Below are 18786 nucleotides of genomic sequence, written 5' to 3' on the forward strand. Positions count from 1 at the left end.
TGTATTTCAAAATCAAAAAACTATCTTTGCACCCAATTTATAACAAATTAAATTTTATTATTATGAATCAATATGAAACTGTTTTCATTTTGAATCCCGTTTTATCTGAAACTCAGGTAAAGGAAACAGTAGCGAAATTCGAGGAATTTCTTGCTTCTAAAGGGGCTAAAATGGTATCTAAAGAAGATTGGGGCTTAAAAAAATTAGCTTACGAAATTCAAAACAAAAAAAGTGGTTTTTACCATTTATTTGAGTACACTGTAGCTGCTGACGCAATCATTGGTTTAGAAACTGAATTCCGTCGTGACGAAAGAGTTATGCGTTTCTTAACTGTTTCTTTAGACAAACACGCTGTTGCTTGGGCTGAAAGAAGAAGAGAGAAATTAAAAACTAAAAAAGCTTAATTATCATGGCAAGTATTGAACAATCTGCAAAAGGTAAAAAAGACGGAGATATCAGATATTTAACGCCTTTAAACATTGAGACTAACAAGACTAAAAAATATTGTCGTTTCAAAAAATCTGGAATCAAATACATCGATTATAAAGATGCTGATTTCTTATTAAAATTCGTTAACGAGCAAGGTAAAATTTTACCACGTCGTTTAACTGGGACTTCTTTAAAATACCAAAGAAAAGTATCTGTTGCTGTAAAACGTGCACGTCACTTAGCTTTAATGCCATACGTAGCGGATTTATTAAAATAATCAAATTATAAACTATAGTTGTTGGTTTTCATTCTTGAAACCTAACTTCTACTTTAAAGGACAACAACATGGAAATTATCTTAAAACAAGATGTTAACAAATTAGGATTTAAAGATGACGTAGTTACTGTAAAACCAGGATACGGACGTAACTTTTTAATTCCACAAGGAATGGCTGTTTTAGCTACTCCATCTGCTAAAAAAGTATTAGCTGAAAACTTAAGACAAAGAGCTCACAAAGAAGCTAAATTAATCGCTGATGCTAACGTAATTGCTGAAGCATTAAAAGCTTTAGAGATCAAAATCGCAGTTAAAGCTGGTGGTGAGAAATTATTCGGATCAGTAACTAATGCTGATATCGCTGCTGCTTTAGAAGCAAACGGTCAATCAATTGACAAAAAATTCATTACTTCAGGAACTATCAAACGTATCGGTAAATATGCTGCTAACGTTCGTTTACACCGCGAAGTATTCGTTGAGTTACCTTACGAAATCGTAGCTGAGTAATTCTCTGAAATTCAATATACTAAAAGTCCTTTCTTTCGAAAGGACTTTTTTTGTTTTTAATTAATTTATATTTAGTATTTTTATTTATATAATAATATGTGATGAAGTATAAAATTCCGATTTTACTGATTTTTTTTTATTTGTTTCTAAGTTGTAATGATAATTCAAAAAAAGAAAATCAACATTTGAAAATTGAAAATATTGACTCAGTCGATTTTAATGTATTTGTTCAAGTTTGGAATGATGCCCATCTTTCAAAAGATAGTGCCAAATTTTCTGATTTATTTGATGATTCTGTTCTATTTTATGGACTTGACTTAGAAAAAAAATCCTGTATTGAAAATAAGAAAAATATTTTTTCGAAATATCCAGATTTTTATCAGCAAATTCATGGTGATATTAAGGTTGAATATTTAAACGATTTAGAAGTTAAATGTACTTTTGTTAAACGTGTGACTTTTAATTTAAAAACAAATGATTATCCTTCTTATTTGGTGTTTAGAAAAATTGGAAATGAATGGAAAATTATTACTGAAGGAGATTTTGTTACAGATGAAAATTTAAAAAAAAATAATTCTAAAAAAAATCAAATTCCCAAAGATGCAATTAGCGGAGATTTCAACGGTGACGGAATACTTGAATATATGTGGCTAACTAAACCAAATGTTGATTATGAGAATACGGAATGTAAGAATGAGTGCAATTGCTTTATTGTTTTTTCAGATTCAAATATTCCATCAATTGAAATTAAAAATTGTATTGGAGGAATTCCTGTAAATGAAGGTGATTTAAATGAAAATAAAAGTGATGAAATTGGTTTGTTGCCGCATTGGTTTACAAGTTGTTGGGCTTCGTATTATGTTTGGACATTTGTTGATGGTACATGGATATATGCTGTAACGCCTTTTTCAACTCACTGTAATCAATGGGATGAAGGTATAAAACCAATTGAAATTGATTACAATAAAAACGGTTGTGTTTTAATTAGATATAGTGAATTTGTAAATGAAGAAATTGTAACGAAAACTAAATCTGTTAAAATTGTAAAATAATTTTTTGTTTTTATTTCTTATATTTAATGAAAATACATTGGTTATGAGAATGCTATTGAATATTTTTTTACTTTTTTTTATCATCGTTTCTTGTGATTCGAAACAAAACAATGGAAAAAATATAAAAGCCGTTACAATTAATGATTCCGTTGTTTTAGAAAAGAACGTTGCAAATAATCAGGCTCCAATTTGTTTGGACCATTTAATTGAAATCATTCAAAGTAATTCAAAATGTCAAGAGTTAATCGGTTATATGAAAAATCAAAATGTAAAATATGGTTTTCAGGTTGATTCATTTCCTGTTTTATCTCGTACGTATCCTCAAGATTCTTTAATGCATTACGAGCTTACTTTGATAGAAAATCATCCAACGCATATTCATAATGCGGCTATGTTTCGATTTTCTCCATATTTCAAAAAGTTATATATTATGGATGTTGTTGAAGCTGATTATATTGAAACCGATTGCGATATGAAATTAATCGATTCTTATAAAAAGAATTGTTGGAATTAAACGGAAGGTTGTATTTTTGTGTATGATATTAGAATCTGAATAAAATGAAATATACAAGATTAACAAAAGAACAATTCGAAGAATTACATGTTGAATTTGCTAACTTTTTAGCTTCTCAACAAATAGATAAAAACGAATGGGACGAACTAAAAGTTTCTAAACCAGAAGTTGCCGAACAAGAATTAGATATTTTTTCGGATTTAGTTTGGGAAGGAGTTTTACAAAATGCAAAATATATTGAACATTTTTCTAAAACGCATATTTTCTTATTCCGTTTTGACGAAACTGATATTGATACTATTGTTTTAAAAACGTCAAATCCTGAAGTTGATTTTCTTAAAAAAGACGGATTACAATGGTTGAGTGATAACATTTTTTCTGATGAAGTTGAAATTCGTTACGGAGCAAAAAAATTCGATTCGGATAGAAATTACGAATTATTTCAAATCATTCAACAAGGAGGAATTTTAAGTCAAGGTGAACTTTATCACCAAATCAAAGAATTATTAAATAAATAAGAACGTTTTATGGATGTTTTAAAAGAAATTGAAAACTTAAGAAATGAATTAAGCGAGCATAACTATAATTATTATGTGCTTGATAATCCTACGATTTCTGATTTTGAGTTCGATACTAAACTTAAGCAATTACAAGATTTTGAAGCAAAACATCCTGAGTTTTTTGATGAAAATTCGCCAACGCAAAGAGTTGGTGGAGCTATAACTAAAAATTTCCCTACGATTGTTCACGAGCATCGTATGTATTCTTTAGAGAATTCATATTCTAAAGAAGATTTGTTGGATTGGGAACAACGCATCCAAAAAGTTTTGGGAGATGTTCCTGTGCAATTTGTTTGTGAATTAAAATACGATGGAGCTTCGATTTCTATTAGTTATGAAAACGGAAAGTTAGTTCGAGCGGTGACACGTGGCGATGGTTTTCAAGGTGATGAAGTAACGAATAATATCAAAACCATAAAATCGGTTCCGTTGCAATTAAAAGGAAATTATTCTGAAAAATTTGATATTCGTGGAGAAATTGTTCTTCCGTTTGCCGGATTTGAAAAAATGAATCAAGAATTGATTGAAATTGGTGAAACACCTTATTCAAATCCTAGAAATACAGCTTCAGGAAGTTTAAAACTACAAGATAGTGCTGAAGTTGCCAAACGTCCGTTAGAATGTTTGTTGTATAATTTTGTTGGTGTGAATAATGTTTTGGGAAATCAATTCAATGCGTTAGAAAAAGCACGCGAATTTGGTTTTAAAGTACCAACACAATCTGTACTTGCCAATTCTATGGATGAAGTTTTTGCTTTCATTGAAAAATGGGACCACGAACGACATCATTTACCTTATGAAACCGATGGTGTAGTTATCAAAGTGAATGATTTCTTCCAACAAGAAGAACTTGGTTTTACAGCTAAAAATCCACGTTGGGCAATCGCTTATAAATTTAAAGCTGAACAAGTTTCTACGAAATTAAACGAAATTACGTATCAAGTCGGACGAACCGGAGCGATAACTCCCGTGGCAAATTTAGAACCGGTTCAATTGGCTGGAACTATTGTAAAACGTGCTTCTTTACATAATGCCGACCAAATCGAAAAGTTAGATATTCGTATAAATGATATGGTTTTTGTTGAAAAAGGCGGTGAAATTATTCCTAAAATTGTTGGCGTTAATTTAGATGCGCGTTCAGCAGATTCACAACCGACGGTTTATATTCAAAATTGTCCGGAATGCGGAACAAGCTTGGTTCGTAAAGATGGCGAAGCGCAGCATTATTGTCCGAATTATTATGGATGTCCACCGCAAATTATCGGTAGAATCGAGCATTTTATTTCGCGTAAAGCGATGGATATCGATGGACTTGGTGGAGAAACAATTACACTTTTGTTCAAAAATAGATTGGTCGAAAATTATGCAGATTTGTATGAATTGAAGAAAGAGCAAATCATTCCGTTAGAACGCATGGCTGAAAAATCGGCTGAGAATTTGGTAAATAGCGTTGAAGCCTCTAAACAAATTCCGTTTGAACGCGTTTTGTATGCTTTAGGAATTCGATTTGTTGGAGAAACGGTTGCAAAAAAATTGGCTAATCATTATAAAAATATAGATGAATTGATGCTTGCAAAATATGATGATTTGGTTAATGTTGATGAAATCGGTGATAAAATTGCATTGAGTCTTCGTAGTTTCTTTAAGAATGATGCGAATCTAGAAATCATTAACCGATTGAAAGCTTATGGAATTCAATTTGAAATTGAAGAAAAAGAAAGCACACAAGTTTCTGATAAATTTGCAGGCATGATTATGGTGGTTTCAGGGAAATTCGAAAAGTTTTCACGTGATGAAATCAAACAGAAAATTGAAGATTACGGTGGTAAAAACGGAAGTTCTATAACAGGAAAAACTTCGATTGTGGTTGCAGGTGCCGACATGGGACCTTCAAAACTTGAAAAAGCTACTAAGCTAGGAATTCCAATTTGGAGTGAAGAAGATTTTATTAATCAATTATAATATTACGAAGCAATTTAGTTTTCTAAGTTGCTTTTTTTTGTTAAATTTAGTTATGAAACAAATTAATACTAAGCAAATCATAATTCATTTTATAGCAAGTTTGATGATTCTACTTGCTTTAAAAAATGCTTATTTATTTTTCAATCACGAATTACTTTCTGAGATTGATAAATTTGGATTTGAAGAAGTGTATAATAATTCGGATAAATTTGGATATTCTGCCGAAGATTTTTTATGGTTTTCAATTAATCAAAAAATAGTAGTTTGGATAGGAATTTTGTTAACTTTTGTGTTTTCTATTTTAATTTCTCGAAAACAAAAATGGTCGGTTTGGAATTCTATTATAATCTTTACTTTACTTATCTTTTTAAATATTTTAAATGTATTGAATTTTCCATCCTATTACATTTCCATTGGTAGTTTGTTTTCGAATTGGACAATCCGAATATTATTAAATATAATTTCCTTTTTTTCGATTGGATTTTATTTGTTTTTTTCGAAGAGAGTAGTTTCAATTATTTTGGTAAATGAAAAGTAAGTTTATTTTATTAGCATTGATTTCTATCGGTTTGATTTCTTGTAATAAGAAAATCGAAAGTAAATCAAATTTTGAAATCAAACAAGATACTATTTCTAAAACGGATAGTTTGAATTTAAGTTTTTTAAAAGAAAAAGCTAAAGAAATGGCTAACGAATTGCAACCGTTTATTCCAAAAAACTATCTTATTCTAGATACTCTTTCTTGTGATTTAAATCAAGATGGATTAACTGATTATTTACTAATTCTTAAAAACAAAGATGAAGAAACTTTATCTGATGTTAGCGAACATCCAGAAAAACGACCTTTGTTGATTTTGATTCGTAACAAAGCCAATCAATTAGAATTAAAATATCAAAATGACAATGTTGTTTTTTGTGTTGATTGTGGTGGAATGATGGGCGACCCTTATGTAACATTGGTTTATAAAGATGGTTATTTTTCTGTTGAACATTACGGCGGAAGTGCATGGCGTTGGTCGCGAATTATTACATTTAAATATAATGAAAAAAAGAAGGATTGGTTTCTTCATCAAGATGGATATGAAAGTTTTCATGCTGCTGATTTAGAGAATATCAGAGTGATTAATGAAACTGTAAAAGATTTTGGTATTGTACGTTTTAATGAATTTAATATTTATAAAGAAAATTGATTAAATATCCTTCAGTTTTATCTTGTAAATAAAGTTAATGTGATTAATGATATTTTTAATTGTTGAATTATTCGTAATAATTAAATTGATGTTTGCTTTTTTGTTACTGATAATTGATAACAATTAGTTAATACATGATAAATCTTTAATTAATGTGGTTGTTTTAAATTTGTAGTGTAATAAAAAAGATACATTATGAAATCAATTTGTGCAAAGCCGATTATTATGGGAATTGTTAGTTTATTTGTTTATGTAGGAATTATGCTTTTAGCTTTTTCTTTATAAAAGTAAACTTGATTACGAATGTTTTTTCTTAGAGTTAAACATTCATTATTTTGAAAGTTAGTTAGTAGTTATAAAAAAAATCGTTCCGACTTCAGAACGATTTTTTGTTTTATATATTGATGTTTCTAACCGAATTGGAAACCAATTTGCTGTCTTCAAAAAAGAAATCTATTTGCCCCATGCGTAAGCCAAAACAACCAGCTTGATTTACAATAACATCTTCGTCAATTACATTTTTAACAACGGTAGGTTTATCTAAAAAAGTATGTGTGTGTCCGCCAATAATCAAATCGATATCTTGAGTTTGGGCAGCTAAATCTAAATCGCCAATCATATCCGGATAGATGTTTTTATCGTAATCATATCCTAAATGAGAAAGACAAATTACCAAATCACATTTTTCTTCTTCTTTTAAAATTTTGGTCATTTTGCGAGCTGTTTCAATAGGATTTAAAAATTTAGTTTCACCGTATTCTTTTTTATTAACTAAACCTTCAAGTTTAACTCCCAATCCAAAAACACCAATTTTAATTCCGTCTTTTTCAAATACTTTGTAATGTTTTGTAAGTCCGTTCATGATGGTATTCGAAAAATCATAATTCGAATTGATGATGTCAAATTCAGCAACAGGAATTTGAGCTGCTAAACCTTCTAAACCGTTATCAAATTCATGATTTCCTAAAGTAGCAGCGTCGTATTTCATCATATTCATGATTTTAAATTCCAATTCGCCACCATAATAATTAAAATACGGAGTTCCTTGAAACATATCACCTGCATCTAAAAGTAATGTATTTGGATTTTCTTTACGAATTTTTGTCACATAAGATGCTCTACGTGCTGCGCCACCCATATTTGGATATTTTGAATGGTCTGACGGAAATGGGTCAATATGACTGTGTGTGTCGTTGGTGTGAAGAATAGTGATTCGTTTTGTTTTTTTACCTGAAAAGCTAGATAACGATAAGCCTCCTAAAGTTAGAATTGCTGAACTTACGGCTGTTTTTTGTATAAAATCTCTTCTTTTCATTATTCTTCAATTATGCGTTGCGTAGTAATTACAGGTAATGGATTGTTTTTTTGAAAATAAGCTAGTAAAACATTTCTAAGTTTATAATCCATCACAAATTTTTCTCCTTTGGTAAAAAACTTCATATTATCCCCACCTAAAGCTAAATAATCGTTGGTAACCACGTAATAGGTTTTGTTTAAATCTAAATCTTGATGGTTGATTTTTATATTTTTGATTTGATTATTAGCATCGATTGTAATCGTAATTCCAGCTAATGGATGTGGTTTTTTTTCTGCAATTACATATTCCACAAGCTCTTGAATTTGTGTACCTTTTAATTCAACAACAACCGCACTATTTTCAAATGGCATTACTTCAAAAGCGGTTCTGGTAGTTACGTTTCCTTCTGAGATAATAGAACGAATTCCACCATGATTTAACATACAAATGTCGATATCTTTACCGTATCTCGATTTAAAAATCGGATTTACTTCTTCTAAAGTAGCTTCTGCAAATAAGTTTCCAATCGTAGTTTGCCATTTTCCTTTTGATTTATCCATTGCAACCGGACTAAAAGAAATGACCTTGTTTAAATCTTCATCAATATGATTTCTATAAGGATTGATAAAAGCTTCCATGTTTTTATCGCTTCCCATTTCAGCAGTAACTTCAATGTTTTTTGCGTCAATTGATGTATTTTTGTATGACGAACTTTTGCAAGATGTCATCGTTAAACTTGAAGTGATTGTTAAACATCCTGCTAAAAAAAGCAGTTTATTTTTCGAATTTCTCATTAGATTTTCGCTTGTTTTTTAATTAACTTTGTGATGGATGTAAAATTACGTCCTTTTTATCTAAGACTTTAATCATTTAAGTTAAAAAATATAAAACATATTGATTTTTAAAATATAACAATAAGATATGCAGGCATTTGTAGGTACTGGAGTTGCATTGGTTACTCCATTTAAAAAAGATTTAACAGTTGATGTTGAAGCTTTAAAAAGAATTGTTGAGTTTAATATTGAAGGAAAAGTAGAATATTTAGTTGTTTTAGGAACAACGGCAGAAGCAGCTACTTTAAATGAAGTTGAAAAACAATTGGTTAAACAAACGATTGTTGAAGCAAATAATGGACGTTTACCTTTGGTTTTAGGAATTGGTGGTAATAATACAATGGAAGTTGTTCATCAATTAAAGACGGAAAATTTAACTGGTTTTTCTGCAATCTTATCTGTTTCTCCATATTACAATAAACCAACTCAAGAAGGAATTTATCAGCATTTTAAAATGGTTGCAGAAAACGCACCGCTCCCTGTAATCATTTATAATGTTCCTGGTCGTACAGGTAGTAATATGTCGGCAAAAACTACTTTACGTTTAGCTCACGATTTTAAAAATATTATTGCAATTAAAGAAGCAGCTGGCGATATTGTGCAAGCAATGGAAATAATCAAACATAAACCTAAAGATTTCTTAGTAATTTCTGGAGATGATATGGTTACTTTACCGATGGTTTTAGCTGGTGGAGCAGGTGTTATTTCTGTAATCGGTGAAGGTTTTCCTCGCGAATTCTCAGAAATGGTTCGTTTAGGATTAGATAGAAAAGTGGATGAAGCTTATAAAATTCATTATGCATTAGCACCTGCTATTGATATGATTTTTGAGCAAGGTAATCCAGGTGGTATTAAAGAAGTTTTTAAAGCAAAAGGTTTGTCAGAAAACACGTTGAGATTACCATTAGTAAATGTTAACGAAGATTTAGCAGGTAGAATTGATTCATTTGTGAAGAATTTCGTAATTTCGTAAAACTTAAATTTTTAAACTAAAGATATGTTATCACAAGCAATTTCAGATGCTTTAAATAAGCAAGTTCAAATAGAGGGTGATTCTTCTCAAATATATTTAGCAATGGCTTCTTGGGCTGAAAATCAAGGGTTCGAAGGTATTGCAACTTTTATGTATGCACAATCTGATGAAGAGCGTATGCACATGTTAAAGCTGATTAAATACATCAACCAACGTGGAGGAGAAGCTGTAATTCCGGCTGTAATTAAACCAGAATTAGACCATTCTTCTTTTAAAACATTGTTTACGCAATTGTTTGATCATGAAGTTTTTGTTTCTCAAAGTATAAACGAATTAGTTCATGTTTCTTTACAAGATAAAGATTATGCTACACACAATTTCTTACAATGGTATGTTGCAGAACAAATTGAAGAAGAAGCGACAGCTCGTACTATTCTAGATAAAATTAATTTAATTGGAGACGACAAAGGAGGATTGTATTTATTTGATAATGATATCAAGAATTTTCCAACAATTCAAAATGCTGCCATCTAATTTTAACGAAAAATTGGGTAAATAATACAAAAAAGATGTCTTTATTTGGACATCTTTTTTTATTTAAAAAAGAACTTGTAACATAAGATTAATAATATTAAATTTGCACTTGCTAGTAGATTTTTTTTGCTTGCAACTAAAAAATAAAGTTTATGAAAAAACTGTCGGTTATTTTACTGTTAGCTATTTCGTTAGGTAGTTGTTCTACATATCAAAAGGCTCTAAAGTCTGAAGATTCTGCCTATCAAACTAGTGTGGCAGACGAAATGTTCAAAGCAGAAAAATATAAAAAAGCAATTAAATTATATGATTTGGTTATAACTAGAGAAGGTATGAAACCAAATTATAGATCAGTTGTTTTTAATGATGGTAAGGCGAATTATATCTTAGGGAAATATGAGTTATCTGCTCCGATTTTAAAAAGATTTAATTTGACATATCCTGTTGGAGAACATGTCGAAGAAGCTAGATATCTTGAGGCAATGTCTTTATATAATATGTCTGAAGTTTACTCATTAGATCAACATATAACTTTTGATGCAATTACAAAATTTGATGATTACATTCAAAAATATCCAGAATCTGAGTTCATTGAACAAGCAAAATTATATAAAAAAGAGTTAGTAGAAAAGCTTGAGAAAAAAGCTTATGAAGCAGCAAAACAATATAATACAATTGGTGAATATACAAGAGATTATACAGCTGCAATTGTTGCTTTAGATAATTTTATGTTAGATTATCCAGGTTCAATTTATAAAGAAGATGCTCTTTTTTACAAATTTGACTCTGCTTATAAATTGGCAATAAATAGTGTGTATTCTAAAATGAATGATCGAATTCAAACTGCTATGAAAGCATACGAAGGTTTAGTGAATTATAACGGGAATACAAAATACAAAGAGAAAGCTGATAAAATGCTAACTCGTTTAGAAAAAGAATCAAAACAATTTTCAAATATTTAAGGAAATGGACTTAAAGAAAACAACGGCTCCAGTAAATACTGTTACTTATAACAAAGATTTAATTGAAGGGCCAACAGGTAATGTTTACGAGGCAATTACAATTATCGCTAAAAGAGCAAGTCAAATTAATGCTGAAATCAAAAAAGAATTGATTGAAAAATTAGAAGAATTTGCTACTTACAACGATAGTTTGGATGAAGTATTTGAAAATAAAGAACAAATTGAAGTTTCTAAATACTACGAAAAATTACCTAAACCACATGCTTTAGCAGTTGAAGAATGGTTAGCTGGTGAGATTACTTACAAAGAAAACTTCAAAGATACTTTAAAATAAAACTTCTATGTCAGTTTTAAGCGGTAAAAAAATAGTACTGGGAATCACTGGTGGAATAGCTGCATATAAAACGGCAACTTTAGTTAGAAAATTTATAAAAGCAGGTGCACATGTCCAAGTGATCATGACACCTGCTGCTTTAGATTTTATTACTCCCATTACATTAGGAACTCTTTCTAAAAGACCTGTTTATACTCAGTTTTTTAATAAATCGAATGCTGAAGGTGTTTGGAATAATCACGTTGAAATGGCACTTTGGGCAGATATGATGTTGATAGCTCCTGCTACTGCAAATACGCTTTCAAAGATGGCAACTGGTGCTTGTGATGATTTATTAATGGCTACTTATTTGTCAGCTAAATGTCCTGTTTATTTTGCTCCAGCAATGGATTTAGATATGTATGTACATCCTTCAACAGAAAATAATTTTAAAATCTTAGAAGGTTACGGCAATATTATGATTCCTGCTGAATCTGGAGAATTAGCTTCAGGTTTGTCTGGCCAAGGACGCATGGCTGAACCTGAAAATATAGTAGCTTTTTTGGAAAAAGATTTAGAAAAAAAACTTCCTTTAAAAGGAAAAAAAATACTTGTTACGGCTGGTCCTACATACGAACCGATTGATCCTGTCCGATTTATAGGGAATCATTCAACAGGAAAAATGGGCTTTGATATTGCAGATGCTGCCGCAAGTTTAGGTGCAGAAGTACTTCTTGTTTCCGGACCAAGTCATTTGAGTCCAAAAAATAATCAAGTGAAAATTCATCGTGTATTTTCTGCTAAAGAAATGTATCATTTTTGTCATGATAATTTTGATTCAGTTGATTCAGTTGTTGCTGCAGCTGCAGTTGCTGACTATCGACCAAAAGTTGTTGCAACCCAAAAAATCAAAAAAAATGATGAAACATTTACCATTGAACTAGAAAAAAATCCTGACATTCTAGCTTCTTTAGGAAAAATTAAAAAACAGCAGTATTTAATTGGTTTTGCACTTGAAACTGAAAATGAAATTGAACATGCCAAAGTTAAAATCACAAAAAAGAATTTAGATTTAATAGTATTAAATTCTTTAAATGATGATGGCGCAGGTTTTGGAAAACCAACAAATAAAGTTACCTTTATTGATAAAGATTTTAATATCTTTCCACAAGAATTAAAATCGAAAGAAGAAGTAGCTAAAGATATCGTTTCCAAAATCGTTCAATATTATGAAGAATAGCATTTATTTTTGTTTTTTATTTTTATTTACCAATGTAATTTTCGCACAAGAATTAAATTGCACGGTTCAAATAATCGCTGACAAAGTTCCGCAAACTAATAAACAAGTTTTCACAACATTAAAATCGGCTATGACTGATTTTATGAACAATACGCAATTTACACCTATCAATTTTTCGAGAGAAGAACGTATTGAGTGTAATTTAATATTGGTTGTTGAAACTTTTGAAAACAATGTAGTTACAGGAACTTTACAAGTTTTGTCAACGCGACCTGTTTATGATTCAAATTATAATACACAAATCTTAAATTTCAAAGACAATCAAGTTACTTTCCGATACATTGAATTTGAGCCATTAACCTATTCAGATAATACTTTTAATGGTGATTTAGTTGGTATAATGTCTTTCTATGCAAATTTAATGATTGGATTAGATAGCGATTCATTTGAAAAATTATCAGGATCACAATATCTTCAAAAAGCAAATAATTTTGTTTTATTAGCACAACAATCGGGTAGTGTGGGATGGAAATCGAGCGAAAAAACAATCAACCGTTATCATCTAATTAATGATATACTTTCAAATCAATTTGTTTCATATCGCGAAGCACTTTATGATTATCATCGTTTAGGATTGGATGAGATGATTTCTAAACCTGCCGAATCTAAAGTTGTTATTTATGACGCGATTGCTAAACTTGAAAATAATCATAAGATTAGGCCAAATGCCATTCCAACCCGAGTGTTTTTCGATTCAAAAGGAGATGAGATTGTTTCTGTTTTCTCAGCTGGACCAGAATTCAAAAAACAACAAATTGTCGATTTATTAAACAAAGTTTATCCATTTCTAAGTGGAAAATGGAATAAAATTTAATCTTCAAATCAAATGTTAATTCATTTATCAATAAAAAATTACGCTTTAATAGCGTTTTCTTCTATCGATTTTTCTAACCAACTTTCAATTATTACTGGAGAAACAGGTGCCGGAAAATCAATTCTTTTAGATGCTTTAGGATTGGTTCTTGGAAAAAGAGCCGATTTAAACGCTTTGCGTGATAAAGAGAACAAATGCGTTGTTGAAGCTCATTTTGAAATTTCGAATTATAATCTATCCAATTTCTTTGAAGAAAACGATTTAGATTTTGATGCAACTACCGTTTTACGTCGAGAGATTTTACCATCAGGAAAATCGCGTGCTTTTGTAAATGATAGTCCAGTTACTTTGGCTGTTTTGCAAGAATTAGGAACGTTTCTGCTTGATATCCATTCGCAGCATCAAACACAAGATTTATCAAATGAAAATCAACAAATTCAAATTTTAGATGTTATCGGTAATAATCAAAATTTAATTTTAGATTATCAGACCGAATTGACAAATTATAAAGCAAATAAGAAAAAGTTAATCGAACTTCAAGAAGAACAAAAAGCACTTTCTAAAGAACAAGATTACAATTCTTTTTTGTTGGAAGAATTGTTGGCTGCTGATTTAAAGTTGGGTGAACAAGAAATTCTTGAATCTGAATTAGAGAAGTTAAGTAATGTTGAATTTGTTCACGAACAATTCGAAAAATCTACAGCAATTTTATCTGACGAACAATATGGAGTTATTAATTTATTGAAAGAATTAAAAACGTCTTTACAGAAAGTTAGTCCAATTGATACAGCGTATCATGAATTATTTGAACGTGTTCAAAGTGCAGAAATTGAGTTAAAAGATGTTTTAGATGAAGTTGAAAATCAAACTGAAAAATTGATAAAAGACCCAGTTCAATTAGAATTGATAAACGGAAAATTACAGCAAATTTATGCACTTCAGAAAAAGCATTATGTAAATTCAATCGATGAATTATTGATTATTCAAGACGAATTAAATGCAAAAGTTTTCAAAGTGGAAGGCTTGTCTGAAGCTATTGAAAAATTAGTTCAAGCCGAATTGATTTTTGAATCGAAATTAAATGATTTAGCGAATCAAATCCATCAAAAACGAATGGAAATTATTCCTTCATTGATTGAAGAAATTAAAGCGATTATAAATCCGCTTGGAATGCCAAATGCCAATTTTAAATTTGAATTAACTCCAACAGATAAATTTTTATCAAACGGAAAGGACCATATCGAATGGTTGTTTTCTGCTAACAAAGGTACGGATTTCGGAATTTTGAAAAAGACAGCTTCGGGTGGTGAAATGTCGCGAATCATGTTAGCTATAAAAGCAATTTTAGCAAAATATTCAAATCTTCCAACTATTATTTTTGATGAAATTGACACGGGAGTTTCTGGTGATGTTGCTAACAAAATGGGAGAAATCATGAAAGAAATGAGTCAAAATATGCAAGTCATGGCAATTACGCATTTGCCTCAAGTGGCTTCAAAAGGACATCAACATTTCAAAGTTTCTAAAGACCATAATTCAGACCAAACGGTTTCAGAAATCAAATTACTTTCTAAAGAAGACCGGATTAAAGAAATTGCACAAATGCTTTCTGGTGAGAATATTACAGACTCTGCGATTTCACACGCTAAAGAATTATTGAATTAATTCATTTTTGATGAAGTTTTATATTCTCCTTTTAATCGGAATATTATTTATTAGTTGTGGTAAAAAGCAATCTAAAGTAATTACAGGTGAAACGACGGTTTTAATTAAACAGTACAATGGATTTGATGCTAGTGAAGTCGATTCTCTTTCTTCGATTTTACAAAAATTTTATGGTGTAAAAATCGTAATTGCATCAAATCAAGAACTATATCCAAAAGCTTTTATCAATGTGAAATCGCCTCGTTATAGAGCCGATAGTATTATAAAATTTCAAAAAGCAGCGCTTAATGATTCCATTAACTATGTTCTCGGATTAACTACTAAAGATATTTCGACTTCCAAAAAAGATAAAAGCGGAAATGTTTTAAAACCTAAATATAAGTATCAAGATTGGGGAATTATGGGATTGGCTTATTGTCCTGGAAATAGTTGTATTGTGTCTTCTTTTAGATTGAAAACTAAAAATGCAACGATTTATATGGATAGATTAAAAAAAGTTACTGTTCATGAATTTGGGCATAATTTGGGATTGCCTCATTGTCCAAATAAAAAATGCGTTATGACAGATGCTGTAGAAACTGTGAGCACTATCGATAACGCAAATTTAGAATTATGTAAAGATTGTAAATTAAAACTGAATTAATATTTTCCGCTTAATAAACTTCCACCAATTGGAGCTTTAGCTTCAATACCTAATTTTTTCATCATTTCGTAAGTTGTACAAACGGCTGCCGATGTAACCGGAATTCCAATCTCTTTTTCGATTAAATCAATCGCTTCCAACGAAGGCATTTGCACACAAGCCGAAACGACCAAAACATCAATTCCTGTTAAATCTAATTGTTTGTAAATCTCTAAAAGATTCATCGGATTTTGAGCAGCAACTTCTAAATTATCCGGAATTTCTAAAGCAATACTTTCCTTAACTTTAATGCCTTGATGTTCGATATAATCGACAACCATGTCCGTCAAAGGACGCATATACGGTGTAATTACCGAAATAGTTTTTGCTCCTAAAACCTTCAAACCGTTAATCAAAGCACCCGCAGAAGTTACAATCGGAGTAGGGAAGTCGTTTTTAATCGTTTCTTGATGCAAGTTGACTTCAGAAACACAATGATAGCCGCGCCCCATGCTCATAATCGCAACCAAACAAGCGTATCCCATAACATCGACGTGAGCGTCTGATAATTCGGTAGCGCATTTTAAACTCATCGCGTCCATCGCTTCCAATTCTTCTTTCGTAACTTTTTTCATTCGCATTCTACTCGAATGAAACGTAAATTTTTCAGGCAAAATCGTTTCTCTTGCCTTAAAGATTGCCGGAATTTCGGTTTCCATTGTTACATTCGACGACGGCACAATTTGACCAATTCTATATATTTTTTTCATTTTCTATTTTTTGGGCGTTACCCTTCGGGTCGGGCTTTTCGTTCCAATCTTAAAAAGGTTTTGTAAAAAACCTTTTTAAGGATTTCACTTCAATCCCTAACGCAAGCTTCTAGTTATATTTCTTTTACCGTATTAATTAATGTTCCAATGCCTTCAACATAACATTCCATCACATCGCCATCTTTCATCCATTCTTGTGGATTTCTTCCGGCACCAACTCCGGCTGGAGTTCCTGTTGCGATGATATCACCAGGTTCAAGAGTAAAAACAATGCTCAAATCTTCAATCAAATCATTAACATTAAATAACATAAATTGCGTGTTCGAATTTTGTTTTTCAACTCCGTTTAATTTCAATGATAGATTTAAGTTATGCGGATTTTCAATCTCGTCTTTAGTGATTAAAAAAGGTCCCATCGGTGCAAAAGTATCTTGCCCTTTAGAAACAATCCATTGGCCTTCTCTACGACAATCTCGAGCCGAAATGTCGTTGATAATTGTATAACCGAAAACATAATCCAACGCATTTTCTTTAGCTACATATTTTCCTTTTTTACCAATTACAACAGCCAATTCAACTTCCCAATCTAATTGTTGGGTTAAGTTAGCATTTAATAAAACGTCTGTATTAGGACCTGTAACGGTAGTTGGTGGTTTTGAAAAAATGATTGGTTTTTGAGGTAATTTTCCTGTTGTATCTAAAGTTCTTGCACTTTCAGCAACGTGTTCTGTGTAATTTAATCCAATTCCGATGATGTTTTTTCTTGGTTTTGGAATTGGCGCCGTGATTTGAATGTCGTTAAAATCGTAGCTAATTTCGTTTAAATCATTTTCAGAAACGTCTTCAAGTAACGAATGGATTTCATTAATTACCTCGATTCCCATATCAATTAATTCTAATAAATTATCAGGCAATGGAAAATTAGTTAATTCTCCAAAATCTTCTAAATCTACCGCTTTATTGTTGTGAATAAAAGCCGCTCTTGGTTCGTTATCTGAAGTTAAATAAGTTAATAGTTTCATTGTTTTGGTGTTATTTTTATTTTTTTAATTTGATTGTCTTTTGATTTGATTTCTATTTCGTGTGTCGGATTATTTTGACGAAATTCTTTTAATTCTAAAATTTTACACAATTCGATTTCATCTATTTTATATGGACCAACGCTGATAATTTCATCGCCATATTGCATTTGATTGTGATAAGTTTCATCCCAAACAAATCCAACAACAAATTGGTTATTTAACATCGTTGGAACATAAATCGGAGCAGGTTCTTTCAATGTGATTTTGGAATCGGCTTCGAAATAAAACTTTTTATTTTTGAAATCAAGTGTCATATCTCCATATTTTAAAACATCAAATCCAATTCTTGAATTTCCGTCTTCGGATGTGTTGGTAATAACGTTTGTAAATTGTGTGTCATTAATTTTAAAATAGTTGGTTTGAAGCAAATATTGTGTTTCACTTTTTCCTGCACCAAACAAACCAACACTTCCAGTTCCGTTTGCAGTTGCTAAAATTTTAAAAAAGTTATCGTTTTTTAATATATTAAATGCTCGATTTGATATTTCATAAAAACCGCCCATTCCGGTGTCAATCATTAATTCTTCTGTTCCTTTGTGATTTTCGTCGTTTAAAAAATCGATTTTTATATAAGGCGACATTTGGTCTCCAACCAATTTTAATTTTGAAGATTCAACTTTTAAGTTCAGATTTTTAACTTTATCAGTAATCCAAATTTTTTGTTGTTTTACACTGATTTTTAATGCAGCATTTTTAAAGAAATTGCTTCCAAGTAAACCATCAATCTTATAACATTTTAATAATGGATGTTCGTTTATATCTTGAATTAAAACCGTATTATTTTCTGATGTTAAATTACCTAATTGTATAGTATTTAGAATTCCGATTTTTAGATTTCCTACATTGTTATTAGCGTCTTTAACAGAAATTGTTTCTATTTTTTTTAGACCAACTTTATTTGCAACTTGTTCAGAAATTAAATTGGGCGCACCTGTATCTAACATAAATCGATAAGTTTCATTACCAATTATAATAGGAACAACAATTTTATCATGAACAATTTCAAAATTTATCTCCTCAAAATAATTGGTTTGACTAATTTTTCCTTTGTTATCTTTTAGTCCCTGTCCATAAAAAATATGAATCGAACAAATAAAAATAAATAAAAAGTATAAAAATCTGTTTTTCATT

General features: G+C 30.5%; 22 protein-coding genes. 17 read left to right on the top strand and 5 right to left on the bottom strand.

The annotated features are described in order from the left end of the window. Positions 1 to 62 precede the first annotated feature (62 nt). The 9 genes from rpsF to HW119_RS10820 all read left to right on the top strand — a co-directional run bounded on the left by rpsF (position 63) and on the right by HW119_RS10820 (position 6490). Positions 63 to 404 carry a 30S ribosomal protein S6 gene (gene rpsF / locus HW119_RS10780; protein ID WP_125017755.1) on the top strand — a complete coding sequence of 114 codons (342 nt, stop codon included), beginning with the start codon at positions 63 to 65 and terminating at the stop codon, positions 402 to 404. Positions 405 to 409: 5 nt separating this feature from the next. Next, positions 410 to 706 (top strand): 30S ribosomal protein S18, encoded by a 297-nt coding sequence (gene rpsR / locus HW119_RS10785; protein WP_125017757.1) that lies wholly within the window; start codon positions 410 to 412, stop codon positions 704 to 706. Between the two features lie 68 nt (positions 707 to 774). Next, on the top strand, positions 775 to 1212 hold the full coding sequence (rplI, locus tag HW119_RS10790) for a 50S ribosomal protein L9 (protein ID WP_177764280.1): 438 nt from the start codon (positions 775 to 777) through the stop codon (positions 1210 to 1212). 101 nt (positions 1213 to 1313) lie between these two features. Beyond that, complete coding sequence (locus HW119_RS10795) at positions 1314 to 2264, top strand: nuclear transport factor 2 family protein (protein ID WP_177764282.1); 951 nt, start codon at positions 1314 to 1316, stop codon at positions 2262 to 2264. Positions 2265 to 2307: 43 nt separating this feature from the next. After that, a complete protein-coding gene (locus HW119_RS10800) occupies positions 2308 to 2778 on the top strand; it encodes a hypothetical protein (RefSeq protein ID WP_177764284.1) in 471 nt (156 codons plus the stop codon). Positions 2779 to 2822: 44 nt separating this feature from the next. Continuing rightward, a complete protein-coding gene (locus HW119_RS10805; protein ID WP_177764286.1) occupies positions 2823 to 3296 on the top strand; it encodes a DUF6495 family protein in 474 nt (157 codons plus the stop codon). Positions 3297 to 3305: 9 nt separating this feature from the next. Then, positions 3306 to 5300, top strand: a complete 1995-nt coding sequence (gene ligA, locus HW119_RS10810) for an NAD-dependent DNA ligase LigA (protein ID WP_177764288.1) — start codon at positions 3306 to 3308, stop codon at positions 5298 to 5300. Positions 5301 to 5352: 52 nt separating this feature from the next. Beyond that, positions 5353 to 5838, top strand: a complete 486-nt coding sequence (locus HW119_RS10815) for a hypothetical protein (protein WP_177764290.1) — start codon at positions 5353 to 5355, stop codon at positions 5836 to 5838. Then, on the top strand, positions 5828 to 6490 hold the full coding sequence (locus HW119_RS10820) for a hypothetical protein (protein ID WP_177764292.1): 663 nt from the start codon (positions 5828 to 5830) through the stop codon (positions 6488 to 6490). Before HW119_RS10815 ends, HW119_RS10820 begins: the two co-directional genes overlap by 11 nt. Before the next feature lie 394 nt (positions 6491 to 6884). Here the strand turns inward: HW119_RS10820 and HW119_RS10825 are convergent, their stop codons facing one another. Together HW119_RS10825 and HW119_RS10830 are read right to left on the bottom strand one after the other, a co-directional pair. Next, on the bottom strand, positions 6885 to 7805 hold the full coding sequence (locus HW119_RS10825) for a bifunctional metallophosphatase/5'-nucleotidase (RefSeq protein WP_177764294.1): 921 nt from the start codon (positions 7803 to 7805) through the stop codon (positions 6885 to 6887). Beyond that, positions 7805 to 8581, bottom strand: a complete 777-nt coding sequence (locus HW119_RS10830; protein WP_177764296.1) for a 5'-nucleotidase C-terminal domain-containing protein — start codon at positions 8579 to 8581, stop codon at positions 7805 to 7807. Before HW119_RS10830 ends, HW119_RS10825 begins: the two co-directional genes overlap by 1 nt. A gap of 127 nt (positions 8582 to 8708) precedes the next feature. On the opposite strand from HW119_RS10830, the gene dapA reads away from it, so the two are divergent. From dapA to HW119_RS10870, 8 genes are all read left to right on the top strand, one after another. Next, on the top strand, positions 8709 to 9593 hold the full coding sequence (gene dapA / locus HW119_RS10835) for a 4-hydroxy-tetrahydrodipicolinate synthase (RefSeq protein ID WP_177764298.1): 885 nt from the start codon (positions 8709 to 8711) through the stop codon (positions 9591 to 9593). A gap of 24 nt (positions 9594 to 9617) precedes the next feature. Continuing rightward, positions 9618 to 10127: a ferritin gene (locus HW119_RS10840; RefSeq protein ID WP_177764300.1), complete on the top strand. Its 510-nt coding sequence runs from the start codon at positions 9618 to 9620 to the stop codon at positions 10125 to 10127. A gap of 152 nt (positions 10128 to 10279) precedes the next feature. Next, positions 10280 to 11089: an outer membrane protein assembly factor BamD gene (locus HW119_RS10845; RefSeq protein ID WP_177764302.1), complete on the top strand. Its 810-nt coding sequence runs from the start codon at positions 10280 to 10282 to the stop codon at positions 11087 to 11089. 4 nt (positions 11090 to 11093) lie between these two features. Next, the gene (locus HW119_RS10850) at positions 11094 to 11423 is read left to right on the top strand and encodes a DNA-directed RNA polymerase subunit omega (protein ID WP_177764304.1); all 330 of its coding nucleotides are present in this window, start codon (positions 11094 to 11096) and stop codon (positions 11421 to 11423) included. Positions 11424 to 11430: 7 nt separating this feature from the next. Further along, positions 11431 to 12642, top strand: coding sequence for a bifunctional phosphopantothenoylcysteine decarboxylase/phosphopantothenate--cysteine ligase CoaBC (coaBC, locus tag HW119_RS10855; RefSeq protein ID WP_177764306.1), 1212 nt, complete (start codon positions 11431 to 11433; stop codon positions 12640 to 12642). After that, positions 12632 to 13516 (top strand): DUF4835 family protein, encoded by an 885-nt coding sequence (locus HW119_RS10860; protein ID WP_177764308.1) that lies wholly within the window; start codon positions 12632 to 12634, stop codon positions 13514 to 13516. Before coaBC ends, HW119_RS10860 begins: the two co-directional genes overlap by 11 nt. Before the next feature lie 12 nt (positions 13517 to 13528). Further along, a complete protein-coding gene (recN, locus tag HW119_RS10865; RefSeq protein ID WP_177764310.1) occupies positions 13529 to 15181 on the top strand; it encodes a DNA repair protein RecN in 1653 nt (550 codons plus the stop codon). Positions 15182 to 15191: 10 nt separating this feature from the next. Further along, a complete protein-coding gene (locus HW119_RS10870) occupies positions 15192 to 15824 on the top strand; it encodes a matrixin family metalloprotease (RefSeq protein ID WP_177764312.1) in 633 nt (210 codons plus the stop codon). On the opposite strand, the gene HW119_RS10875 is transcribed toward HW119_RS10870, so the two are convergent. From HW119_RS10875 to HW119_RS10885, 3 genes are all read right to left on the bottom strand, one after another. Beyond that, positions 15821 to 16573, bottom strand: coding sequence for an Asp/Glu racemase (locus HW119_RS10875; RefSeq protein WP_317171485.1), 753 nt, complete (start codon positions 16571 to 16573; stop codon positions 15821 to 15823). The two genes, HW119_RS10870 and HW119_RS10875, sit on opposite strands and share 4 nt — an antisense overlap. 113 nt (positions 16574 to 16686) lie before the next feature. Further along, positions 16687 to 17595: a fumarylacetoacetate hydrolase family protein gene (locus tag HW119_RS10880; RefSeq protein ID WP_177764314.1), complete on the bottom strand. Its 909-nt coding sequence runs from the start codon at positions 17593 to 17595 to the stop codon at positions 16687 to 16689. Beyond that, on the bottom strand, positions 17592 to 18785 hold the full coding sequence (locus HW119_RS10885) for a retropepsin-like aspartic protease (protein ID WP_177764316.1): 1194 nt from the start codon (positions 18783 to 18785) through the stop codon (positions 17592 to 17594). Before HW119_RS10885 ends, HW119_RS10880 begins: the two co-directional genes overlap by 4 nt. Between the last annotated feature and the right edge of the window lies 1 nt (position 18786).

The organism is Flavobacterium sp. I3-2, from assembly GCF_013389595.1.
Lineage (GTDB): Bacteria > Bacteroidota > Bacteroidia > Flavobacteriales > Flavobacteriaceae > Flavobacterium.